The sequence below is a fragment of the Labilibaculum euxinicum genome, from assembly GCF_009795715.1.
GTDB classification, from domain to species: Bacteria; Bacteroidota; Bacteroidia; order Bacteroidales; family Marinifilaceae; genus Labilibaculum; species Labilibaculum euxinus.
In genome coordinates this window covers 383,812-409,066 of record NZ_WTCR01000003.1, presented here as the reverse complement: position 1 = coordinate 409,066, position 25,255 = coordinate 383,812, and the positions used below count along the sequence as shown (strand labels likewise).

At 35.8% G+C, this 25,255-nt stretch carries 15 protein-coding genes; 2 read left to right on the top strand and 13 right to left on the bottom strand.

Annotated elements, in window-relative coordinates; all coding sequences use genetic code 11:
- Positions 1 to 36: 36 nt before the first annotated feature.
- From citF to GQR60_RS05460, 11 genes are all read right to left on the bottom strand, one after another.
- Complete coding sequence (gene citF / locus GQR60_RS05510) at positions 37 to 1,596, bottom strand: citrate lyase subunit alpha (RefSeq protein ID WP_124991963.1); 1,560 nt, start codon at positions 1,594 to 1,596, stop codon at positions 37 to 39.
- Between the two features lie 30 nt (positions 1,597 to 1,626).
- Complete coding sequence (locus GQR60_RS05505) at positions 1,627 to 2,523, bottom strand: HpcH/HpaI aldolase/citrate lyase family protein (protein WP_101310381.1); 897 nt, start codon at positions 2,521 to 2,523, stop codon at positions 1,627 to 1,629.
- Positions 2,523 to 2,810 carry a citrate lyase acyl carrier protein gene (gene citD / locus GQR60_RS05500; protein WP_124991962.1) on the bottom strand — a complete coding sequence of 96 codons (288 nt, stop codon included), beginning with the start codon at positions 2,808 to 2,810 and terminating at the stop codon, positions 2,523 to 2,525. Before citD ends, GQR60_RS05505 begins: the two co-directional genes overlap by 1 nt.
- 673 nt (positions 2,811 to 3,483) lie before the next feature.
- The gene (locus GQR60_RS05495) at positions 3,484 to 4,599 is read right to left on the bottom strand and encodes a BPL-N domain-containing protein (RefSeq protein ID WP_124991961.1); all 1,116 of its coding nucleotides are present in this window, start codon (positions 4,597 to 4,599) and stop codon (positions 3,484 to 3,486) included.
- Between the two features lie 6 nt (positions 4,600 to 4,605).
- Positions 4,606 to 5,844 carry a C45 family peptidase gene (locus GQR60_RS05490; protein ID WP_124991960.1) on the bottom strand — a complete coding sequence of 413 codons (1,239 nt, stop codon included), beginning with the start codon at positions 5,842 to 5,844 and terminating at the stop codon, positions 4,606 to 4,608.
- An 85-nt stretch (positions 5,845 to 5,929) separates the two neighbouring features.
- On the bottom strand, positions 5,930 to 8,539 hold the full coding sequence (locus GQR60_RS05485; protein WP_124991959.1) for a C10 family peptidase: 2,610 nt from the start codon (positions 8,537 to 8,539) through the stop codon (positions 5,930 to 5,932).
- A gap of 418 nt (positions 8,540 to 8,957) precedes the next feature.
- Positions 8,958 to 9,896, bottom strand: a complete 939-nt coding sequence (locus tag GQR60_RS05480; RefSeq protein ID WP_124991958.1) for a LamG-like jellyroll fold domain-containing protein — start codon at positions 9,894 to 9,896, stop codon at positions 8,958 to 8,960.
- A gap of 105 nt (positions 9,897 to 10,001) precedes the next feature.
- A complete protein-coding gene (locus tag GQR60_RS05475; protein WP_124991957.1) occupies positions 10,002 to 11,492 on the bottom strand; it encodes a RagB/SusD family nutrient uptake outer membrane protein in 1,491 nt (496 codons plus the stop codon).
- A 146-nt stretch (positions 11,493 to 11,638) separates the two neighbouring features.
- Positions 11,639 to 15,049, bottom strand: coding sequence for a SusC/RagA family TonB-linked outer membrane protein (locus GQR60_RS05470; protein ID WP_124991956.1), 3,411 nt, complete (start codon positions 15,047 to 15,049; stop codon positions 11,639 to 11,641).
- Between the two features lie 86 nt (positions 15,050 to 15,135).
- Positions 15,136 to 16,272 carry a FecR family protein gene (locus GQR60_RS05465; RefSeq protein WP_124991955.1) on the bottom strand — a complete coding sequence of 379 codons (1,137 nt, stop codon included), beginning with the start codon at positions 16,270 to 16,272 and terminating at the stop codon, positions 15,136 to 15,138.
- A 171-nt stretch (positions 16,273 to 16,443) separates the two neighbouring features.
- A complete protein-coding gene (locus GQR60_RS05460; protein ID WP_124991954.1) occupies positions 16,444 to 16,983 on the bottom strand; it encodes an RNA polymerase sigma factor in 540 nt (179 codons plus the stop codon).
- Between the two features lie 754 nt (positions 16,984 to 17,737).
- On the opposite strand from GQR60_RS05460, the gene GQR60_RS05455 reads away from it, so the two are divergent.
- Positions 17,738 to 20,011, top strand: a complete 2,274-nt coding sequence (locus GQR60_RS05455; protein WP_124991953.1) for a GH92 family glycosyl hydrolase — start codon at positions 17,738 to 17,740, stop codon at positions 20,009 to 20,011.
- Positions 20,012 to 20,168: 157 nt separating this feature from the next.
- Here GQR60_RS05455 and GQR60_RS05450 read toward each other — a convergent pair whose 3' ends face one another.
- Positions 20,169 to 21,602, bottom strand: a complete 1,434-nt coding sequence (locus tag GQR60_RS05450; protein ID WP_124991952.1) for an ADP-dependent glucokinase/phosphofructokinase — start codon at positions 21,600 to 21,602, stop codon at positions 20,169 to 20,171.
- A gap of 232 nt (positions 21,603 to 21,834) precedes the next feature.
- Positions 21,835 to 24,426 (bottom strand): ATP-dependent chaperone ClpB, encoded by a 2,592-nt coding sequence (clpB, locus tag GQR60_RS05445; protein WP_124991951.1) that lies wholly within the window; start codon positions 24,424 to 24,426, stop codon positions 21,835 to 21,837.
- Between the two features lie 352 nt (positions 24,427 to 24,778).
- On the opposite strand from clpB, the gene GQR60_RS05440 reads away from it, so the two are divergent.
- Positions 24,779 to 25,192 (top strand): OsmC family protein, encoded by a 414-nt coding sequence (locus GQR60_RS05440; protein ID WP_124991950.1) that lies wholly within the window; start codon positions 24,779 to 24,781, stop codon positions 25,190 to 25,192.
- Positions 25,193 to 25,255 lie beyond the last annotated feature (63 nt).

Genomic DNA, 25,255 nt, shown 5'->3' with positions numbered 1-25,255 from the left:
GTGTATCATATTTCATTTATATAAATCGGCCTCAGCTTATGAGAGATTCTTTACATTATAAATTACATCAATAATAGTCCCGTCGCGATATTCAACCAAGCCTACAATCTGATCTCCCAATTTCTTTTCGGCAGGTACACCAGTCATTTTCTCCACTTCCTCTTTCAAGTCACGAATATCAACCACTTGCACCCCGGCTTCTTTAAGTTTCGCGGCCAAATTTGGTTTCGCTGGATTAACACATACACCTCTCTCTGTTACAATTACATCAACACTTTCGCCAGGAGTAACAACAGTGTGAACACGATCTTTTACAATGGGTAACCGACCACGAAATGCCGGACAAACAACAACTGTTAAGTTCGCTCCGGATGCGGTATCAGAGTGTCCTCCGGATGCACCTCTTATTTCTCCTGAAGAACCTGTAATTACATTTACATTGAAATCAACATCCACTTCGAGTGCACCCAAAACAACCACATCCAACTTATTGGTCATAGATCCGCAGTTATTGGGATTCGCATATTGATCACACGAAATTTCGATATGATTTGGATTATTCAAAACCGAAGAACTAACTGCAGCATCGAAAGACTGCACATCAAAAATAGAATGAAATAACCCTTCATTCAACATATCAACACCATAGGAAGTTACCCCTCCAATCATGAAGCTACCAATTATATTTTTTCGCTTCATATCTTCGCGAAGAAATTTGGCCACCGCCAAAGAAGCTCCACCTGCACCTACCTGAAACGACATTCCATTTTTGAACAAACCAGAATGTTCAATTACTGTTGCTGCAATTCGGGCAATACGTAAATCCATTGGTGAATTGGTAATACGGGTAGTTCCGGACGCAATTTTTGTTGCATCACCAATACTATCCACTTTCACCACATAATCGATAAAATGTTGACGTACAGTACAAGGTACACAAGGATATTCGACCAAATTATCTGTAACAATAATTACATTACGAGAATACCGGGCATCAATATCTGCGTATCCCATTGATCCAAACGCTGATGGACCATGAGCACCTGTTGCGTTTCCTTCTTCATCAGCTGCAGATGCTGCTAAAACCGACAAATCAGGCTTAATTCTTCCTGTTAAAAAATCACGTACACGACCACCGTGAGAGTGAATAATTGCCGGATATTTTAATTTTCCAACCGATATTGCATCTCCCAATGCACCTCTGATACCTGATGTAAAGATTCTGGTAATCATTCCTTTTTCAACATAAGAAACCAAACCATCATGAGCTGATGTAAGTGATGAGGACGCCAAGGTGATATCCTTAATGCCCATCTCATCAAGTATTTTAATGGTCTGCATCAGCACGCCATCTCCACCTCTTAAATGATGATGACAAGTAACAGTCATTCCATCAAAAGGTTTACATCTTTTGACAGCCTCTTCCAGATTTTTACAAAGTTTGGAAACATGAGGTTTTTTAGCCTTAAGTGTTCTGGAAATATTGGTTGATGGAACTTCGTCTTCAATAATACTTTTCCAAACTCCCTGGAAAGGTTCAAGTTTCCCAAGGCCTTCTATATATTCAGGAATTTCAACTCCTATTGCATTTTTCATTTGTCTACGTTTTAAATCCAAGCTTAAAAACTAACCAGCATTCTTTTCAATTTCTTTCAAATCTATTTTGGCATATTCCAAAACTGTAATTGCTCTTTGAACAACAGGAGCATCTACCATTTTTCCATCAATTGCAAAAACTCCAATACCAGCTTTTTTGTTTTTAATAAACTCAGAATAAACACGATATGCTTTACGCACCTCATTTTCAGTCGGGTTAAACACATCATGAACAACATCAACCTGACGTGGATTTATAAGAGCCTTACCTGCGAAACCAATTTTTTTAATATATTCTGTTTCTTCCCGCAAACCTTCATCGTCGTTCACATCAGCAAATATAGTATCTAAAACGTCTAAATCATTGGCTTTTCCAGCCATCACAATTCTCTTACGTGCGTAATCAATACCAACTCCATCCGGAGTTTTTATAATACCCATATCGGCAGTTAAATCCTGCCCCCCAATAGTAATAGCATCTATTCGTGGATCGGCAGCCGCGATATCATAAACATTCGCAACCCCTTTGGCTGTTTCAATCATCACATGAATAGTCATGGTTGGATTCTTAATTCCATGCTCCTTTTCGATGCGCCGCACTTCTTTCATGAATTCCTTAACATCGGCTACTGTTTCTGTTTTCGGGAAACGGATATTATCAGGCTGTAACGGCACAATTTCCTCCAAATCCGTTAATCCAAACGGTGTATGGAAATTATTTACACGCACACATACTTCGGTATCATAAAAATTAACCGTTTTAAGCATATTCCGAACCAAAATTCTTGCTGCATCTTTTTGGTTTAATGCTACAGCATCTTCCAGATCAAGAAGAACAGCATCACAACCATAAACTCCTGCTTGTTGAATCATTGCCGGATTATTACCGGGAATGTACAACATCGACCTTCTTTTTTTCTTTACCATTACATTGTCCCCTCCTGGATACCTAAAGATCGTTTAACTGCTGTTTCAACTCGTGCTTCGATTGTCTGCGTCAGTGCTCCTTTGTCCTTGGCAATAAGATGCAAACCCTCAACCTGAAGCCGATCAAGTACCTGATTTATAGTTTTTTTAATATCTTCTTCGAACTGAAGTATTACTGTTGAAGAAATATCAACTTTGCGACCAGAATCTTTTTCAAGAGGCTCAATCAGAATCATAATATCGCTTGATTCAAAAGTTCCGGCTTGCGCTTTAAACTTGGGTGTCATTGTTAATAAATATTTGTTAATTAAGTCTTATACATTAGTATAATTTGCTTCTGCAAATTTTAAGGTCTTTCGATACAATTCAAAGCACTTTGAAGTATTTTTAACCCAATCTTTACGTGTTATAAAACACCCACTGGAAACGATTGCAGATCAGACTCTTGTTTTATCTAAAACCAAACGTAAGTATTTACATTTCTTACTATTCACATTTATAATAGATACTTTTTTGTGAAATAAGTGCAAAAGCACCAAATCTCTTATCTGTTTTAAACTGAAAAAATATTAATTGATAACATCAAAATGAATTTATGAAGAAAATATATTCGACACAAAACATATGATAAATTTAAAAAAGGCTTGCAAAAACAAAAGTTCTGCTTATTTTATAGATCGTTAGATTTTAAGTATGAGATATTAGATCAATTTGGTCCACCGAATGATCAGGGTATTTTCAACATTAACAACCATGATTTTTACTAAAAATTATGAGAACAAACGATTTACAAACCTTAACAGACTATTATTACTCTAGAATCAGAATTTTAAGCGTTAGCGATTGGTTAGACCTCAACGGAATAATAACGCGAATTCAATTATTAATTCCTTGATTATCTAAAAAAATAACTTCCAAGTATTATTTATTTAAAATTTATTAATAGTTCTTTCCTCTTATTTAGTCGCTCAAATCTTCTATGATTTTTGATAATTTAGCTTTAACGTCCAGATCTTTCTCATTCTCAAAAGCAACAATCAAATCGGGCAATGCCGCAGTATATTCCGAAATTTTAAGTAATTCAGCAGCATGTAACCTAACTTTTGGAAATGGACTACGCAACAACCCAATATTCCACCTTACAGCCGGTCTGGAATAAATTGAATGCAAATAATTCATAGATATTATTACAGAGTCAGGATTTGTATTAAAAAGCTTCCACCAATTTTCCTTTTCACTTATTTTCAGCATTTTATTATATAGAATTTCACGAGTATAATTTTCAGGCTTTATCAGTTTAGCTTTATATTTTACCTGTTCATTATTTGTTACCCATCTTATCATTCGGGGAACCATCCAACGCATTCCGGGAGTAGATTCGGGATGTCCTGCAATTGCGAATAATCTTCCACTACCTACTTTTTGCTTATACAAAAATATTTTTCCAGGAGTCACCTCTTTGGGAGCCCCTGCGTTGGAGTGAATATCGGTAACATAATACGCTAATTCGGAATAATTTTCTTTTTGCAATAGGGTCTCCATTACTGGTCCGTCATAATACTGACAAAATAGTTTGTTGTGATCCAATTCCGGAAAAATTTTTTTCCCTTCTCCTGTAAGCTTAAATTCAACCAAACCTCTTCCTCTTGCATAATGAGCCCTATCTATAACTTTAACATTACCAATCTCAAGGGAAGGATAACCTGGAGTGCTACTAGTTAAAAATGCACCCGCACAAATCCCTACAATTCCTTTTCCTTGGTCTATAACAAACCTCCTAATCTTCTCTTTACCGTAAAACCCGATATTATTCAATTGATTACTACCACTTCCCCCAGGAAAAATCATTGCATCAATAGCATTCAGTTTGCCAGACTGAATATCACTTGCACTAATTTGCAGAGGCGATATGTCTTTATCAATTTTCAGAGCTTCAATGGTTTCAACAACACTTATCGCCCCTGCTCCATTACCATTAAAAACGCCTACCACAATTTTATTGTCGTCAGGCTGATGTTTTCCACATGCTGTAACGATCAAAAAAATCATTACTAATAATTGATGTTTTTTTTTCATATTAACTTACATTTCAATATTAAATTCATCTTTATAAGCTTTAGCCACAAAACGATCTAACCATTCATAAAACTCGCTAATTTCCTTTTTATCAACTCTTCCTTTTTGTCTCCACTTATCAATTAACTCGTTAGTAAGCTCATATATATGATTATCATATGGACGTAATTTTTGAACAATTCCTGATTTATCGCTGTTATACAAAGCATTAACGTTTATGTAATACTTATCGGATTTTCCCCACCTGATGTTCATGATTTTTTCTTTTTTAAGAACTAATGCGGCATTGCAAATGGGAGAATCTTTTAATGCTGTCTTGTAGGATACGATTTCAGGAATAGTACTTCCGCCCTTTAACCATACCGGTACAACAACAGATGCCAATGGAAAACCAATATTGGACCACATGGTAGCAAATTCAGGATTTTCATCTTTTTTTACGCCTTCTATTATTACAGAAGAAGCTGATCCTGATCTGGGAATAAAATCTCTAAAATGAGCATATTGAGACGTATTTTCGGGTAGATTACCATACTTTAGCTTTAAATCCTCTTTAATTAAAGAGTGTTTTAAACTCTCAGCAACATCTTGTTCAATAAACTGAGCGGACAATCCTTCAGAAGAAGCACTCTGATAAAACAGATCGGAAGAAGTATTGTAACGAATATAACCACTCCCAATGCCTATTTCACCGGTATTAGAATAATTAGCTCTTATAACATAACCAAAAGGAGCAATTGCAGGATCGTTAACATCTATCTTCACAAATCCGTTATGTCCGAATTCATAATAAGCAGCTCCTCCAAAAGCATCAATTACTCCAAAATTAGCCTCCAATCCGCTGGGTTTTTGCATTGAATTCAAAAGGTTCTCAAAGTCTTCAAGAGTTCCGCAAACAGAAAGAGCTGTCTTCATTAACCTGCCTTCAAGGCCACTTAGTTCTTCTTTGCTTTCATGGTTTAAATTGTACGAGGCCGAATTCATAATTGCAAATCCTGCCGAATTCATTCCAATCCAAACGTTTCTTCTTGCAGTATCAGCTGAATTAATCAAGCCCATGTAATCAAATTTGTCTCCTTTAAAGTAGGCAACACTATTCTTTACTGCCCATGTATCTCTGTTTTTCCATATCATGGGCCTGCCACTTTTTGTGTATTTCCCTGAAACAACTGCCGTAGTACATGCTTCTGATATAATAGGATTTAAAACAATAAATACGAGTATAATTTTTATAAATAATTTCATGTGTTATAATTTTGTTGTTGAACCATTGAGTTTTCTCCATCTATTTACTTGCGTAGAAAATCATGATGTACCTGATGAGTTCTGATTACATTTTTATTATTTTTCGAATAAAACGTTCTTCTTCATATTGAATGTTTAGCAGGTAAATGCCGGAGGGAAGATCGCTTAAATCAAGTTGAAATATGCGATTGTTTGATTTTATTTTTTTCTTTAGAATTCCGGAAGAATCGTATACCTTTATCGTTTTAAATTGCTGATTATTTCTCATCTGAATTTCCACAAAATCATTTGTAGGATTCGGATATATATTTACAGCAAACAATTTTTCATCAACAAAATTGTGATTGTCTGATGAAGTGGTTTGATCAATTGTAATCTCCAAATTTTCAATTTCGGAAGTGTTTTGTCCATCGCTTACCGTTAATTGTAAATTATAATCTGTAAGAGGACTGCTCGACAGGGCACCAGAATCATGAACTGTGATTTCCCCCCTTACTTCATCAATAGCAAAAACATTATTCGTATTTCCTCCTATTATTGTCCAATCCTGAAAAACTGTTGCAAAAACATCTTCATCGGTAGCCAAAACTGTGCAGACCAAAGTTCCATTTGGAGAATCGCGAGTAACACCAGCCGATTGGTTTGTACTAATTACTGGGGCAAAGCTATTTTCAATTTTACTTCCCTTCCAAATTACCCCACCAGATTCATTTTGCACAATAAAACTTAACCTAAAAGCCTCATCTTTTAAACGTACTTTATGTGGTTGGTTAAAATCAAACAATGCAACAGTATTATCATCAAGCTGATGTGCATTTCCTCTTAATGGGGTGAAACTATCAGAATGCCTGTCAATTTTCGAAATTCTAAGTTGATCGATTTCTGCTACAATAAAATTAGAATAGCTGCTTATGTATTTTTCACCCAGATTTAAGGCTTTACTACTTGTTGATAAATTGAAATTGGAACTGCTGTTTTCAACATCTTTTTCACCATTTACAAATAGTTTTGTTTTGTTACCTGAATGAGATACTGCAACATGTACCCATTCGTTTAGCAATAAATCGCTATGGTAAGATTTTATATATGCATTGCTGTTGTGTGCTATAAATTCAATTGCATACGAAGTAGATGTTATGTTATCGATACCAAGGGTAAAGGCATATTGCTGATACAAGATGACATCGTTGTTTTGATTGCCATTCTTTACATTGATCCAAAACTCAAACGTATATTCACCGGAGAAGTCCAAATCCTTATCCGGAGTTTGTCTTGCATAGGCATACTGGCTTCCTCCCAAGGAAATATAACCGTCTAAATTTTCTTCATTTGCATAAGCAAATTCATTGGACCATGAGTTTAAATAAAATACATCACTTATTTTGTTTCTTACTCTAAACTGATAAATAGCTACCGTTGATTCGGCAGTAATAGAATATGAATCGCTTGTGATCGTACTCGATACCGTTTCCCAACTGCCTTCATCTTTTTTCATTTCCAATTCAAAAGCATCCCAGTTCACTTTGTTGCTAACTTTCCATTGGACAGTGATGTTCTGGCTTCCGTCACTTACCACACTGGTTATTTCAGGAATGGGCAAAAAATCGAAAATTGCATCAGTTATTGTATTGTAGCCACCAGAACTACTGGTCCATCCCTGCACATTATAGTATCCGTTTATGCCGTTATTATTATACCATCCCCAATTTATGTGGTAGTATGGTATGTTATCAATATCTTTATAACCATCAATAACAGCAGCATGTTGGGCTCCTGTTGCGCTTGCTTTTAATCCTATCTGTACAGGGATTTGATCTGTAACATTTTCATACATTCTATTCCAGAAAGAACTCCATGATGCTTCTTCGTAATGCCCACTATACCGAAAGAAATTTTCCAACACAAAGGGAATTTTATTTATATGGGAACTTGAACCTGTTGGCCCAAAATCCATTTGAACAGCAACTGCGATATCGTATATTAGTTTGGATACTGCCTCCCGTTCTTCAACTGTCGATGCAACTCCATAGTACTCGTCTTTTATATCAGTCCAGTCATACTCAACCTCATCAAAAAAAGCAGAATGAGTGTAGGATAAACCATCATAACTGTCCGAATAAACATGATTGCCCATCGCTTTTTCAGGCCATTTGTAATAATTGAAAATTTGCGATGCACTTATGGCCACGCAACCTGCCGAACAGTTTTGAGGTGTGTATAAATTCGTAGCATTAATGTTCTGTCCTGTTTCATCAATGCAATTAACACCTCCCCAAGCATCAGTAAGTAAAGGATTAATTACCACATCTGTTTTCGACTCTTTTACAGCACTTTTTTCTATTCCCGATGACAGATCAAAGTCATTTTTTTGCACTTTTATACCCTCAATAAGATATTGCAGAAATGGGTTATTTTTAGTCTCAAACCGTCCTTTATCAGAAAAACCAATAATTGGTGCATCAATTCGCGCATCAACAATAACAAATCCTCCTTTTTCATAATTGAAAACATACCCAATAATATTATTATTGTCGGTTAAAGGAATACATTCTAAAAGCTTAGAATCTTCGGAGTTTAGCTTTTTAAATATTTCATCGGACTTCTTTCGGTATTCACTGGTATCTTTTTGAGAAAATGCCGCTAACGAAAGAAATACAAATGAAATTAACACAAGTAATTTTGATGTATTTTTCATTTCGATTATTCTATTTTATCTGGGTTCGGTTATTAATTTACTGATCATCCAAAGTAGCAGATTGATAAAACTAATGTAGAAACCTGGTTCGTAACTTAACGTGAGGCCAACCCAATAAACACAAGTCAACACACTGATAATACAAAGATTACACCCGCATCAAAACAAGACATTAGCCTTTCGTTTTTTTTATAATACCGATTACTAATTTGTATTAACATTCGAATTCTGCTTGCTCATTTTATTCAACAATTCTATCCCCTTACCAGTTTATGGTTGATTGTATGTCACGACAATTATTGGTACAGAACTTCGACAGTCATTGGTGCAATACCGCTACTATTGTTGTCAGCTTATGGAGTTCACAACCTTTTGTTCTGTCTGCAATAAATTCTTCTGCTAATTAATCGATCCCAGGTTATTTGTAAATCATCTTAGATTCGGAATCCCAATTGTTCTGGCGTAAGGATACTGAATAGGGATAAGTTCCTTTCACATCCATTTCCGGTGTATCATCTAAAGGATCGATCATTTCTTCTTCAATCAAATTCAGCAAGAATAAAGTTTCATCATCCTCTTCAAAATCGGCACCCAAATCAGGAATAAAATCTTCGTTGTATCTTGATACATTGGATACCCGAACTTTTCTTAAACCACATTTAGCAAAACCATAATATCCTCCGCGGTAGGTACCACTCCAATTTACTGCTGAAACCGACGACTTCGAAATCCAAACATCATCAGTCCCAGAACCTACCAGTTGTCCATTCACAAAAAAACGTGCAGTATTGTCGGAAGAGGATCGGGTAATTGCTATGTGTACCCATTTCCCATATGAAAGAACGATGTTCTCGTTATCGTAAGTACTCATTGATTCTAACTCAACATCGGTAGAGTTGTTGGCAAGTTTTGAATACTTCAACTCGTAATCGGCTTTAACTTTAATCAAGTTTGTTCCTATTCCTCCCGGTTGATTATAATCAATAACTTCCTCTTCAACATCAGCCTCAGGTTTGGATTCATTTGCCGGTGTGGCATACAATGAAAAAACATATCGCTGCTCCATTATAATTGATGATGTAAGCGGTTCTTCTGTTAGATTTGTTCCTTCCTCCATTTTTACCCAGGTTTCGAAGGTCCAGTCGGTAGTTAAAGCATCAAATGGTCTTTCACCATCGGTACTTTTATTGGTTGCGTAAAAGCTCTGGTTCTCTCCGTTAAAGTTGGCATAACTATCAATAATGCTTACCATCCCACCTGTAACAACAGGTGTTTCGATTCTATTGTCATCGTCGCTACACGACAAACATGTCGCAACAATCACAAACAACAACAGGTATGTATTTAGATTTTTCATGTGCTTATAATTTGATTTTTAAAGGCCACAAGAAACCGCCATAATAATCATTTCCTTGTATCAAAATATGGCTCGTTTCATGTACTTATCTGTTAAAAAATTCATTTATTTCCATCCGCCAATAGAAACATCCTCACCGGGAACACCAAATTCACCTCCATAAGTGTAAATTTCTGCGGGAATTAGTTGTAATTGCTGAGCAGGAACAGGAAAATGAAGCATTGTGCCTTTTTGCAATTGATCGAAACGACGCATATCAAAATATTCGATGCCAATACCCGAAAGGATTAACTCGATATTCCGTTCGTACCAAATTGCATTCCACACTTCTTCTTTGGTGTTTCCAATAGTAGTCAGGCCACCACGAGTTATTCGGGTTCCGCTATTAATGATCGTAGCGGCTCCTGCGTAATCACCCAAATTGTATTTAGCCTCTGCCATTAGCAGTTCATTTTCCGACAGGCGAAAATCAATTATTCTTTTGTTGATTCCATCGTTGTTGATATAATCGTCAAGTCTTTTGTATCGGTAGGTGGACCACCTGTAATAGCCTCTATCGGGTCGGCTGTTTTCTGTATCGTATTCAAAATCTAGATGTAATCGCTGATCATCAGAGATTGCTAACCCATTATTTGGTAAATCAGTATAAAGTCCGCTTTCCGGAAAAGTTGAGGGGATGTTTGGATCGAGCATGTTCACGATTCGCATATCAATTTTCCCCCAACCCGGAGCTACTGTTTTTAAGTGAAAATAAGATTTCCAGGAATCTGCAACCCCATCACCTAAAGGAGCAAAATCTTTTGTAATCCCTTTTTCTGTATGTTCCAACACTTTTGCCCAGTCCACCTGACTATTTTGTGTTGCATTTCGCGAAGAGTAAACCAATAAACGAGCAATATAAGAGTGTGCAAGACGAGCCAATTCTACATTGGACCACTCGTCGCCGGGGATCCACGATGTGGGCAGGATAAATTCTGAGTTTTCGCATATTTCAATTGCTTTTTCAATTTGTTCAATCCCTTTTGCCACAACATCTTTATACGAGCTAAACTCCATTGTTTCATAGTCTGCTATAGAGGAAATAAGAACCGATTTATCAAAAATCAAACCCAAATAACCATTTGCAAGTCCCTGGGTAAAATAAGCAACAGCTTTAACCATATCGGTATTTTCGCCATTTCCTCCAATTTGCATTCCGTTGTCTAAAATATTGATAACGTCGGTTGATGATGTTAAAACATCATACATGTTTTTATAATATGCCTCACCAACCCAATGATACGGATAGGTTACATCGTTAATATATGCTTCGCGAGGCTCCATCGACAGATCAACAGCTCCAAAATTAGACCAAAATACAGTTCCGCAATCTGCCATATACCACATTGCCCTTGCAGGGGTTTCAGTACCAAAATCATAAGATGAATCATGACCTACCGAAAACCAGAATTTAAACAAGCCGGCAGTAATTGATTCGATTCCATCAGAATCGGACAAAACTGTTTCTGTATCTGGTGAATTCAAATTTTCAACGTCTAAATCCTCACAGGAAACAAACACTAAACAAAAAATTGGAATTATGTGTAAAATTTTCATACTAACTATTTTTAGAATCCATAGTTCAAATTACAAATTGAGTTTCGCCCTGATTTGCGATTTTTACTTTATGGATGTTACATATGCAATTGTTCAAGAAATTAACTATTGAAAGCTCTTTTGTCGTACTTTCATCGGCCATTAAGCTAAAATTCAATGTTAACAGAAAAGGAATAGGTTGTGAAATTCGGGTATCCCGTATTATCAAAAGCATAACCATCAAACGTAACTTCCGGGTCGTAACCCGAATAATTGGTAAAAGTGAGTAGGTTCTTTCCTATGATTCCAAATTTTACCGATTCAACATATTTTCCCAAGCGGCCTAATTTTTCACCTTTCAGAGTGTATTTAACCGAAGCTTCAGCTAAGCGAAGGTAAGTTCCATCTTCAATCCAAAATTCATTAATTGACTGGCTGTTGTACAGACCCAAATAGTAATCGATGGTTTTCATTGCTTCAGGAGATTTACCAAATTGATCCATCATAGGATGTCGGTTGTGATTAACCATTTTCTGAGCGGTACTGTTGTACACATCTCCTCCCTGCTTCCATTTCCACAACATAAAGAAACCAAAATCCTTATAACTTAGGCTGGATGTTAACCCCATTCTAAAATCAGGGTTTATGTCTCCAATTTTTTGAGTAATAGGATTGTCTTGCTCATCTTTTAAGAGAATGGGAGATTCGTTTCGGGTTCCCTCTGTTCCGTTTTCGATGACAAAGCCTTCATTATTCAACGCATAATTAGTAATGCTTTCTCCATCGGGTATCTGAGCTTGCATTTGTTCAAGAGTGTGCACAAATTTTCTTCCATACATTATTCCGTATGCTTCGCCTTCCTGAATGTAAAAACTGCTTTGCGGACCTGTTCTGTATGCCGGAACATCAAGTTTGGTAATTTCCGATTTTGTTTTGTCGAATGTAAATCTCAAATCCCAGTTAAGGTTTTTCTTATTTATGATGTTGGCATGAAGCATGGCTTCAAAAGTATTTGTCTCCAAAGTTCCTGCGTTTTTCCATTGGTAAGGAAAACCGCCCTGATGAACCAATAATGGAACTTTCAAAAATTGATCTGAAGTTTCCGTGTTTGAGTAGGTAGCCTCAAGGTTAAATCGCTTTAAGAATGTCATATCAATTCCTACTTCGATCTCTCTGGATTCGGAAGGTTTCAAATTCTTATTTCCCAAGGTCGATTTTTGATATACCCCTGATACTGTACTGTAGGTTTCATATTGTAATGAAAAAACGGGTCTTTGTCCTGAAGTTCCAATTGCACCTCTAATTTTTAATTCATCAATTCCGGGAATTTTCACATCCTGTGAGATTCTGTAGGCAGCCGAAACACGGTAATAATTATGCCATCTTTCTTCTGAACCAAATAATGAAGAACCATCGCGACGAAATAAACCATCAAGAATGTATCTGTCTTTAAAAGTAAAAGAAGCAATCGCAAAAATATTTTCAGCTTTAATGTCTTCATAACTATCTCTAAAATACATGTTTTCATCAGAAATAATGGAAAAGGAAGGCATGCCTGCAAAATCGAAATCACGACCGTATCCGCCTGCAGTTTCAAAATGGTTGTCTTCACTTAAATAACTAAGCCGGGCATTAAATTCCATATCGCCCCAAGTATCGAAAAAACTTAACGTAGCTCTGTAATTCTGATTTTTAATTTTTGAAGTGTAGTTATCCAAATATCCGGGAGACTCCGAGAAGCCATCTCCATCGATGCCTGTATACATTCCTTTGGGAGTGTAAGCAAGTCTCCGGTAATCCTGACTTTCGATTCCATAACTTGCCTTAAAACTCAGCCAGTCGGCAAGTATCCAACTCAGCTCATAAGTGCCTATAAACCTGGTTTTTTCTGAAACATTTGATTTATTGTAGAGTTCGTAGAGTGGATTGAATACGATTTGGTTCCATTGGTTTGGGGCAAAATTATAAGGGGAACCATTTGCATTGTTCTGGTACAGATTTACATCAGGCTCCATCATAACAACCCGGCCAAAAGCCTCATTTCCACCTCCAGGCATGTCATTTTCGGTTAAAATCAGGTTATTACTTGCTTTTATCCTGATTTTGCTATTTATGGCATGATCAACATTTATTCTAAAACTCTGACGATCGTAACCTCCGGTTTCTTTTAAAATTCCTTCGTTGTTATGATTTTCGAAGGACAAATATAAATTGGTTTGATTCAATTTTGCAGCTACACTAATGAAATTGGTATAACTCACTCCACTTTCAAACATTTCGTTCTGCACATCGTTGTATAATCTAAATGGCTGGGTCATCATTCCATTGTCAAGTAAAATCCGGTTTCCTTCGATGTTCGGATTATAGCCTGAAACATAATCTGTGGGGTAGTTAACAGTAGCATATTTGGTGTAAGTATCCACTTCCTGCCAATCATTAGCTAATAAATAGGGATGGTGTTCTGCCAGATCTAATAAATTTGTAACTTTCTGAATCCCAATCTCATTTCGTACTGTTACTTTTGTTGTATTATCGGGTAAGCTGGCTCCTCGTTTGGATATAACTACAATGACTCCATTACCAGCCCTGGAACCATAAAGAGCAGATGCTGCCGCTCCTTTTACCACTTCAATTGACTCAATATCATCAACATTAATATCAGATAAGGAACCTTGCATGATCATTCCGTCTAACAAAATCATGGGTGACTGACTTCCCGTTAAGCTTGTAGCACCACGAAGAATAATTGAAGAACCGGATCCCGGAGAACCATCTCCGGATACAACGCTTACTCCTGCAATTTTTCCTTGAAGTGAAGCCGAAACCGAAGATTGTGGTACATTGGTTAGATCCTTTGAACTTACTTTAGCTACCGACACCGACATTTTCTTTTTTTCGGTTCCCATTGCCACTCCGGAAACAATTACCTGGTCGAGCATAGAAAAATCTTCAAGCATTTCTACATCAAAAACATCATTATTATCTATCGGCAACTCAACAGTTTTATAGCCTATAAAACTATATTGCAGAAGCTTTCCAGTCTCAGCTTCAACCTCAATAACAAACTTCCCGTTCATGTTGGTAATTGTTCCAATTGTAGTTCCTTTTACAATTATATTTACTCCTGGCAATGGTACACCATTACTGTCCATGACACTTCCAATAATTTTCTTTTTATTATCCTTTGGTTGGGGAGGTGAAACTTTTTGGATTTCTTGTTTTGGTTTGATTATAATGTACTCTTCAGATTGCTTATAAGTAAGGTTGGTTCCTTTCAATAAACTTTTTACAGCTTCAACCACTTCTAAATCCCTGAAACTAACATCGGTTTTTCTACTATAATCAAACTCATCATTACTATATATGATAATAATATCAGCTTGTTTTTTGAACTCAGACAAAACTTGCTCGTAGCTAACACCTTTAAGTTCCAAAGTAACTCTATTCTGCGATTTAACACTTGCAGAAAGTTGAAACGATAATAAAAATGTTAGCAGAACAACCAATTTCATCTTCAGTAAAATCTTACGGGTGTTAATTATATGCCTATTAAAAGCATATATTACAGATTTTTCCATAATTTTGTATTATTGGATTATACATTTGGGTATTTACGGATACCCTTTATCTAATTGATATCGGAAAATGTGCCAGCATTTTCCGATTATTTTTCTACAACATAAACCAGATCATTTTTCTTTATAAATTTCACATTTGTAGTTTCTTCAATAAAATTTAAAATTGATTCAATTGGTGTTCCTTTTTTAAATGCACCTGTGAATTTTTTATTTTCTATTGCATTATCTGTAAAATTGAATTTAATATTGTACCATCTTTCCAACGAAGTCGTGATTTCTTTCAACGACATCTTATTAAATTCAAAAATGCCTCGTGTCCACGATGTATAAATATTTACATCAACATCTCTTACCGAAATTACATCCCTACACGAACAAATGGCTTGTTTTCCAGGAATCAGAAAACTTTCATTGCTGCCATTATTCACTTTCACATGTCCTTCAACTAATGTTATCTCGTTGTATTCGTCACTTTCATAAGCACTTATATTAAAACTGGTACCCAGAACTTTAACTTGTGCAAATTGCATTTCAACAATAAAAGGCCTCTTTTTATCTTTACTTACTTCTAAAAAAGCTTCTCCTGTTAACGAAATTTCTCGAATATCATTCTTAAAATTTATTGGGTATGAAATTTTCGACATCGAATTAAGAATTACTTTAGAGCCATCAGAAAGAAAAAAATCATATTCTGCTCCTAATGGGGTTACAATGGCAAACTGTTCATTTGCTTCTTTTTCTCCTACAGAACTATTAATTGCCAATAAATTGGTACTGTCTTTATAAATCGTTCCATATTTTGGATGACAGAATTCCTGATATTTATGATTTAACAAATTGTGAGTTGTCCCGTCGGGAAAAACAATATAGGTAAGATTTTTATTGAATGGATATTCTTGTGATGTTTCAATATTTTTATTTTTCAACAGACCAATTACAATAAGAAAGGGTAAAAGAACCGCTGCCACTTGATAAAAAATACGTACCCGAAGTTTCTTCTTTTTATCAATTGTTCTCAACTTCAATCTTTCCCAAGATTTCCCTTCCTCAATAGCATCTATAGCTGACACCTCTTTATAAGACAAATGAATTTTTTTCAGCACTAAAAACTCATCCCGATTGGCTTCTGATTTCTCTAACCATTCGTTAATAAACTCAATCTCGCTAATATCCGCTTGCTTAGAGATGTATTTTAATAAAATATTTATATCAATGCCATTCATTTCTATCGTTATTTATCGGTGTAACGTAGAATAAAGAAAAATGGGTGTCTGAATATTTATTTTATTTCCAAAAAAAACAATTTTCAATAAAAACAGCAGGCGCTGTTGGTAGAAATATCTTTACAACAAAAAAACACAATAATTAATGAGTAATTAAAATATTCCTTAAATTTAAAGTAAATAGCTGACCAATATATCCAACACTTCCCGCAAAAGACGATAAGCACGAGCCAGATTTGATTTCACGGTGTTAACGGATATATTTAACTCTTCGGCAACTTCCTTATATTTTAGATTATAGAAAACCACTGCTTTAAAAACTTCACGGGTTTTTTGCGGCAAATTCTCAACCTTATCCATAAGTCTCCTGTTCCGCTCTAAAATTTCTTCCTCGTCATAATAATTTTCTATAACTATTTTGTCATCAAAGCTATCAACATATAGGGGATGCTCTTTTCTTAGATAATCAATACAAGCATTTTTAACGGAAGCAAAAAGATAAGCAGAAAGATTCATTTGGGTGTGAAATTTCTGTTTTTCCCAAACCTTTATAAAAACTTCCTGAACAATATCTTCCGACAAATTTAAATCGTAAACATATTTAATTGCAAACACACATAAGGGTTTGTAATACCGCTCGAATAACAATTTCAAACCCTTGCTTTTATCGTTATCTAAAGTGTAAAGTATGTGGTTGTCTGTAATTTTCACCTAATTACTAAATTTATGGCTTGCCAATATACAAGAATAATCTTAAATCAAAAACAGAAAATTTCGGAAATAATAAGGTTATCTTGAAAAACCTATATGTGAAAAATTGGCACTGCTCAATGCTTCTACTAAATTATAGTATTACAGAATTCTTCTACTTGAAAAATAGATTAGGAACTGATCCCTGATTTTCCAAAAAGAAAAAAAGGCTTAAAAAAAGATCCTGCTTATTTAGAATAAACAGGATCTAATTGTTAGTGATTAGTTAGTGGTTAGTAAAGTCTCACCAAATAATTGATGAGTAAAAAAAGTGTGATTCAATGTGATTACAAATGGTATTTTTTGTTTTTATCACAAAGGATTTACAATATAAGTGTAAATAATTGGTTTCCGCAAACGTTTCCATGATTTTTTCACTTACAAGCCATAATTTTCATAAAATAGGACGAAAAAAGAACTAAAAGAGCACAGATAGTCCAAAAAAACACTCATAAATCTTGAAATAATTTAGTAAGGAGTTAACTAATTCAACCGAAATTCTCTTTCCTCTTATCATGATAAATGCAAAAAAGATCCTATCTAAAACAAATGTCAATTACAAAAAAAAGCAACACAACTCCCTTACAAACTGCCAACTAAATCTAAAATAAAATATTGATTAATAATTTAATTTACGGAGTTAATCCACAATTAAATTAAAATTAATTGCCACAACATAGTTTTGCTTCAAATATATTAATCAGAATACCTTTTAATGAAGAAGCTCACTTTACTATTCTCTCTACTTTTTTCTTTGACTCTATTTGCACAAAAGAAAATTGTCGACTATGTGAATCCAAATATCGGAGGCATTGGTCATATGCTCGAACCAACAATTCCATTGGTGCATCTTCCCAACAGCATGATGCGCATATCAAAAGAGCCAAAAGGTTATCAAAGCGAGAAAATTACACACTTTCCCTTCTCTATTGTTTCTCACAGGAAAGGAACAGTCGGTAAGTTCATGATTTCTCAGAATCCTACTTCGCAAGAACCTAAAAACTGGGAATCTGCCTATGATCATGACCAAGAAACAGTAAGACCCTATTACTATTCTGTTTTATTGGAAGATTCTGACATCAGAATGGAATTAACTGCAAGTCAACACGTTTCATTCACAAGATTTAGCTTCACAAACAGCGCCCCTGCTAATTTATATTTACAATGCAGAAACAATGGAGCATTTAACATTTCTCCTAAAGAAAATACAATTACAGGTTTTGATATGATTACAGCGGTTGACGGCATTGATCTTGAGCATCCTGTAAAAGTTTATTTTGCAGTCAGGTTTGATCAAAACATGTCTGATTACGGCACTTTCGACGCAAGCAAATTAAATTCTAACAGCAAAACTATTTCGGGAGATAAAGTCGGATCGTTTTTCCGATTTGACGATACTTCAAATCCATTACAACTTAAAATAGCTGTTTCTTATATTTCGGCAGAAGAAGCTAAAAAACATTTGGAAAGCGAAATGCCTGATTGGGATTTTGACCAATACAAAGAATCTCACAAACGGATATGGAATAATGCACTGAGTAAGATACTGGTGAAAGGTGGAAGTGAAGATCAAAAAACAGTTTTCTACACGGCACTTTACCGTTGCTACGAGAGAATGGTAAATATTTCTGAAGACGGAAAATACTTTAGTAATTACGATCAAAAAATCCATAGTGATGATGGCGTTGATTTTTTCGTTGACGATTGGGTTTGGGATACATACCGGGCGACTCATCCATTAATGTGCTTAATTGATCCGGAGAATCAATCAAAAAAAATCAATTCCTACATTAAAATGTATGAACAAAGTGGCTGGATGCCATCCTTTCCCCTGTTCACAGGCGATCATACTTGCATGAATGGAAATCACGCCTCTTCGATTATAGCAGATGCTTATTTTAAAGGAATAAGAGGATTTAACATCGAGAAAGCCTTTGAAGGCTTAAAAAAGAATGAATTGGAAGCTACGATGTTACCATGGAAGAATGGTCCGGCAACAGAATTAGATACCTTTTATCATGACAATGGCTTTTTCCCAGCTTTAAAACCAGGAGAAAAAGAATGGGTGAAAGAAGTTCACCATTGGGAAAAAAGACAAGCTGTTGCCTTAACACTTGGGCATAGCTACGACGATTGGTGCATTGCTCAATTGGCAAAGGATCTTAACAAGAAAGAAGACTATCAGCTTTTCTCAAAAAAAGCCAATAATTATAAAAACAATTTTGATTCTGAAATTGGTTTTATGGCTCCCAAATCATCTGATGGGAAATGGATTCGACCATTCGATCCAAAATTATCCGGAGGTTTAGGTGGCAGAGCCTATTTCGCAGAAAACAACTCCTGGACTTACACCTGGGATATTCAGCATGATATTGCCGGATTAATAAATTTGATGGGTGGAAATGAAAAATTTAACAACAAACTGGATCAACTATTTGTAGAACCATTCGGGATTCCGAAGTGGGATTATTGGGATATTTTTCCTGATGCAACAGGCTTAACCGGCCAATTTGTAATGGGAAATGAACCCAGTTTACACATACCTTATTTGTATAACTATTCGGGAGCACCATGGAAAACGCAAAAACGAATCCGTTCCCTTATGGAAGTGTGGTTCACCAACTCTCCTTTTGGAATTTGCGGCGATGAAGATGGCGGAGGATTATCAGCATTCTACGTTTTTTCGGCCATGGGATTTTATCCTGTTACGCCAGGTGTTCCGGAATATAATATTGGCAGTCCGATATTTAGCGAGATTACAATTGATTTAGGCAATGGAAAACAACTACAAATTATTGCAGACAATTGCTCTGCAAAAAATAAATACATTCAATCGGCAAGTTTGAATGGTAAGGAATTAAAAGGTCCCTACTTTGAGCATTCGGAAATTATTGACGGAGCCAAACTAATATTGGAGATGGGACCAAGACCAAATAAAACATGGGGAAGCAATCCAAAATTTGTTCCCTATTCGATGAGTAAAGATTAGTTAGTGATTTAGATTAGGTTAGTAGAACTATTCCACACAAGTAGTTCAGTAGTAAGCCCCGAAAGTACCATATCGGGGCTTTTCTATGTTTCAAAAAAAGGAGGTCATGAAATCTGTTGATTTCATGACCTCCATTTTTATTCAATTTCATTCTTCTTTAACGAGCACCAACCAATGATACCGAAGAGATTGTATCTCCCATACCAACAAGTGTAACCGGTTTATCAATTAAGATGGTTGGAACTGCAATAATTTCTAATTTCTCATTTGTAAATATTCCTGTTTCCAAGAGCTGATTATCTCCAAAAAGATTGGTTACAGTCGCCGAAAGTCTTGACAATTCATTTAACCCAACCTCCGACACTTCATGATCTTTAGCCCAAAGCAATACTTCTTTTTTATCGATAGCGCCTGTTCCTGCTTTTGCTGCAGCAACAGTAGCCGCTAATTGCATTCCATTTCGGTTCTGAAGAGGAGAAACGCTAAATCCTTTTTCCTGAAGAGTAAGATACAGTCCAAACATATGAAGCTGCATTCTAGAGCAATTGGTATACTCACGAATCTTCAGCATTCCTTCAAACAAGTTCGAACTATTGGTATTTTCTTCACATTTTTGCGCCAATTTGTCCTCACCGATCACTTCTAAAATATCGATTAATTCCCGTTCGTTAAAACCTAAGCTATCAACACTTTCAACCAAATTATCAATTAAATACTTACGAATTACTTTATTCTGAGTTGAAGCAACTTCTAAATGCAGTAAGCTATCCGGACAGGATTCTCTCCATTTTGCAATCATTGCCTTTGAAAAATCGATTCGATCGGTTCCTTTGGTTCCATCACGAAGAGACTCATGAAGCATCTGATAACCAGATAAAATTATATATTCAGGATTGATGTCGTTTTGCGACATTCTGTTTGCAAAATTCTCGTCGATATGCAGTTTGAAATTTAATGGATCGTAGGTTGCAATAAAACGGTTTGCTTTCGGGCACACATAAGTTTTACCGTTCAAACTGATAGAATCTCCCTTATCAAATTCGATAATCCAATGAATTAAAGCTAAATCGGAAGAGCGATCGACCTTAGATGCCTGCTTAATTTCGCCGTTTTCATCATTTGTTAATAAATTGGGAAGATCTAAAAACAGTTTAGATTGATCTTTTGGAGCTGATGCACAATGCACATAAACCGAGTTTACACCACAAACAGCCATCACATTTGCAACAATACCACCCTGGCCTCCCATTTGCATTTTGTCGTAGCCAACATTTTTGTTTAGCCATTCAAAAACGTCAACATCTTCAATCAACCATTCTTCGGCAATTCCATTTTTAAAACAATTCAGAAAACCACGAATTGCATCTTCATTGCAGCGAATGTCATTCTCTCCTTCACCAAGAATCAAATCTGTGTTCAGGTTATTTTCAGCAATTAGGTTTTGAATTCCTTTGCCATTCACCTTAATTACGGCATCAACATTGGCATTAAAAGCACTAATCAGTCCTTTAATTTCACCCATTTTTTGCAATTGGGCTGGTACTGTCTTGTAGTTTTCAAGCCATTTTGTTTTTAATTCGATCGAAGACATTTGGTCCTATTTTAGAGTTAAGATACTAGGTTTCTAAATTTATCAATTAGCAAAGAAATTAAATTAAATCTCAATTTATAAAAATAGTCCAAGAAAAGCATAAATATATCTCCGCAATGGTTTGAAATAACACATAAAGTTCAACATTCACAATTTCAAGTTATCAAATTTTAAGCTAAAAAAGCCTGCTCATAATGCAAGCAGGCTTTGTACTTAATCAAGTTTGATATTTTTACAGATTGCGAAAAACCAATCCATTTTCCTCAGCATCAATTAGAATATTTTGATTGGGAGCAATACTTTCTGACAAAATTTGTCTTGACAGTTCGTTAAGAACCTCTCTTTGAAGTACCCTTTTTATTGGACGGGCACCAAATTGAGGATCAAAACCAACATTTCCAAGGTAACTAACTGCCTTTTCGCTTAACTCAATACTAATTTCGTTTTTCAGGAGCATTGATTTTACCATCTCAAACTGTAATCGAACAATTTGTTTTACTTCTTCCCGATCCAATGGAGTAAAAACAATGGTTTCATCAATACGATTTAAAAATTCAGGACGAATGGTCTTTTTCAACAAATTGAGAACTTCATTTCGGGCTTCCCAGATTAGTTCTCCCTTATTGTTAGAGTTCATTTTCGAAATCTTTTCCTGAATCAGGTGAGAACCCACATTTGAAGTCATGATGATAATCGTATTCTTGAAATCAACTACTCTTCCCTTGTTGTCCGTTAATCGCCCGTCGTCAAGTACCTGCAGAAGGATATTAAAAACATCCGGATGCGCTTTCTCAATCTCGTCAAGAAGAACAACAGAATATGGCTTTCTGCGAACCGCTTCGGTTAACTGACCACCTTCATCGTATCCAACGTATCCCGGAGGTGCTCCAATCAATCTTGAAACTGAATGACGTTCCTGATATTCGGACATATCAATTCTAGTCATGTAATTTTCGTTATCGAACAGAAATTCGGCCAATGCTTTTGCCAATTCTGTTTTCCCCACTCCGGTTGTCCCTAAAAAAATGAACGATCCAATTGGTCTTTTCGCATCCTGCAAGCCCGCTCTGCTTCTGCGAACAGCATCAGCAACAGCCGAAATTGCCTCCTCTTGCCCAACTACTCGTTTATGAAGTTCAGTTTCCAAGCCAAGCAATTTTTGCCTTTCACTTTTCAACATTCTGTTTACAGGAATACCCGTCCAGCGCGATACCACATAAGCAATATCCTCACTTCCAACCTCCTCTTTAATCATGGCATCCGAATTCTGATTGATTTTCAACTGTTCATTCAAACGCTCAATTTCTTCCTCAACCTCTTTTACTCTTCCGTAACGAATTTCTGCAACTCTGGCATAATCACCTTCACGCTCTGCTTTTTCGGCCTCGTACTTCAGGTTTTCCAATTCTTCCTTATTCTTTTGAATGCCATCAATTACTTCGCGTTCAGCTTCCCATTTTGCCCGAAGACGATTTCTTTCATCGTTCAACTCAGCAATTTCCCGCGACAAATCTTCCAATTTCTTTTTATCACCTTCCCGCTGAATTGCCATTCGTTCAATTTCCAACTGTTTGATCCTTCGTTCAATTTCATCCAGTTCTTCGGGCAATGAATTCATTTCCAAACGCAATTTGGCAGCAGCCTCATCAATCAAATCAATCGCCTTATCCGGCAAAAACCGATCTGAGATATATCTTTGAGATAACTCAACGGCCGCTATAATTGCTTCATCTTTAATCTGAACCTTATGATGATTTTCATATCGCTCTTTTAATCCACGAAGGATAGAAATTGCACTTAGGGTATCCGGTTCATTCACCATAACCTTTTGAAAACGTCTCTCTAAAGCTTTGTCCTTTTCAAAATACTTTTGATATTCATCTAAGGTCGTCGCACCAATTGCCCGCAAATCACCACGAGCCAATGCCGGTTTTAAAATATTGGCCGCATCCATAGCACCTTCGCCTTTTCCTGCACCAATTAAAGTGTGAATCTCATCAATGAACAAAACAATATCACCATCCGACTCAACCACCTCTTTCACCACTGATTTTAACCGCTCCTCAAATTCACCTTTATATTTTGCCCCGGCAATCAATGCCCCCATATCCAGAGAAAAAACCTGTTTGTTTTTCAAATTATCCGGAACATCACCCTTAACAATACGATGAGCCAATCCTTCGGCAATAGCTGTTTTTCCCACACCCGGTTCACCAATTAGAATCGGATTGTTTTTCGTTCTTCTTGATAAAATCTGAAGGATTCTTCTTATTTCCTCATCTCGTCCAATTACAGGATCCAATTTTCCGCTTCTAGCCCGTTCATTTAAATCAATGGCAAATCTTCGTAAAGAATTAAATGTATCCTCAGCAGTTTGAGAATCGACCTTTGCTCCTTTTCGTAATTCATTAATAGCCACAGTAAGGTCTTTTTCATTAATTTGATTATCCTTAAGCAGATTTGAAATTTGATCCTTCCCTTTTAAAAGGCCTAACAATATATGCTCAAGAGAAACAAACTGATCGCCCATTTTATTTGAAATCTCAGTTGAAAACTGCAAAGCACTTGTGGCTTCTCTTGAAAGGTAAGGATCACCTCCAACTACCTTTGGATAGCTTTCTAAAACCTTATCTAAGACCAACGAGAAGTTTATTAAGTTTACTCCTAACTTCTTAAATAGAAAATTGGTGATATTCTCTCCTTCTACCAAAACACCCTTTAAAATGTGTCCGGTATCAACTGCCTGCTGTTGTTTACCTGCTGCTAACTGAAAAGCCTTTTCAATTGCCTGCTGCGATTTAATTGTAAAATTATTGTAGTTCATATTTTTGATTTTACGACTTCATTTATTATAAAAATGGCTAATTGTCATTCAAAACGAATCGTTCAAAACATTTGCCAAATCAATAATTTGGTCAACCAGCAGAAAAAATGTCTGAACGAAGGTTAAACAACCAGCCAATTTGACATATTATCAACAACTTACCTGAAAACATTTCCGATATGCTGTTAAACAAACAAAAAAATAGCAACACATCTGCATAATTATATATATTTACAAGCTGAAATTTAAAACAAATATGAAACATCCATGCCAAAATAATTTTCACCTACAGGGAGATGATTATTACCCCAGGATAAGTTCCATATGACAACTAAAAACAAATTATAAACATATGAAAGCTACAACAATTTGGACTAATCAAATGACATCTACAGTAACAAATAATAGAGGTCATGAAGTAATTCTTGATTTACCACAAGCAAAAGATGGACTGAACCTTGGTGCAACTGCATTAGAATTGTGCTTAATGAGTTATTCTGGCTGTGTAAATACAATTTTTAATGTTGTTGCAAAAAAAATGAGAATTGAATTTACCGGTCTTGATGTAGATACTACCGGATCTCTAAAAGATGGCGCTCCTACATTTACCGATGTTGAAATTGAATTAAGAATTGATTCAGAAGCTAGTAATGAAAAAATTGAAAAGTGCTTACAACAAACTTTGAAAATGTGTCCTGTAGGTGTTTTATTTCACCAAGCAGGAGTAAACACAACATACAAAATTGAAAAATTACAAAAAGCATAAACTGAAACTAAATCAGTAATCTAATCCCTTGTTTGCGCAAGGGATTTTTTTGCATTTACTGCC

What these genes read in the sequence shown, in the direction of transcription:
- citF (WP_124991963.1), bottom strand. Translation starts at nt 1,596, where the DNA reads ATGAAAAATGCAATAGGAGTTGAAATTCCTGAATATATAGAAGGCCTT.
- GQR60_RS05505 (WP_101310381.1), bottom strand. Translation starts at nt 2,523, where the DNA reads ATGGTAAAGAAAAAAAGAAGGTCGATGTTGTACATTCCCGGTAATAAT.
- citD (WP_124991962.1), bottom strand. Translation starts at nt 2,810, where the DNA reads ATGACACCCAAGTTTAAAGCGCAAGCCGGAACTTTTGAATCAAGCGAT.
- GQR60_RS05495 (WP_124991961.1), bottom strand. Translation starts at nt 4,599, where the DNA reads ATGAAAAAAAAACATCAATTATTAGTAATGATTTTTTTGATCGTTACA.
- GQR60_RS05490 (WP_124991960.1), bottom strand. Translation starts at nt 5,844, where the DNA reads ATGAAATTATTTATAAAAATTATACTCGTATTTATTGTTTTAAATCCT.
- GQR60_RS05485 (WP_124991959.1), bottom strand. Translation starts at nt 8,539, where the DNA reads ATGAAAAATACATCAAAATTACTTGTGTTAATTTCATTTGTATTTCTT.
- GQR60_RS05480 (WP_124991958.1), bottom strand. Translation starts at nt 9,896, where the DNA reads ATGAAAAATCTAAATACATACCTGTTGTTGTTTGTGATTGTTGCGACA.
- GQR60_RS05475 (WP_124991957.1), bottom strand. Translation starts at nt 11,492, where the DNA reads ATGAAAATTTTACACATAATTCCAATTTTTTGTTTAGTGTTTGTTTCC.
- GQR60_RS05470 (WP_124991956.1), bottom strand. Translation starts at nt 15,049, where the DNA reads ATGGAAAAATCTGTAATATATGCTTTTAATAGGCATATAATTAACACC.
- GQR60_RS05465 (WP_124991955.1), bottom strand. Translation starts at nt 16,272, where the DNA reads ATGAATGGCATTGATATAAATATTTTATTAAAATACATCTCTAAGCAA.
- GQR60_RS05455 (WP_124991953.1), top strand. Translation starts at nt 17,738, where the DNA reads ATGAAGAAGCTCACTTTACTATTCTCTCTACTTTTTTCTTTGACTCTA.
- GQR60_RS05450 (WP_124991952.1), bottom strand. Translation starts at nt 21,602, where the DNA reads ATGTCTTCGATCGAATTAAAAACAAAATGGCTTGAAAACTACAAGACA.
- clpB (WP_124991951.1), bottom strand. Translation starts at nt 24,426, where the DNA reads ATGAACTACAATAATTTTACAATTAAATCGCAGCAGGCAATTGAAAAG.
- GQR60_RS05440 (WP_124991950.1), top strand. Translation starts at nt 24,779, where the DNA reads ATGAAAGCTACAACAATTTGGACTAATCAAATGACATCTACAGTAACA.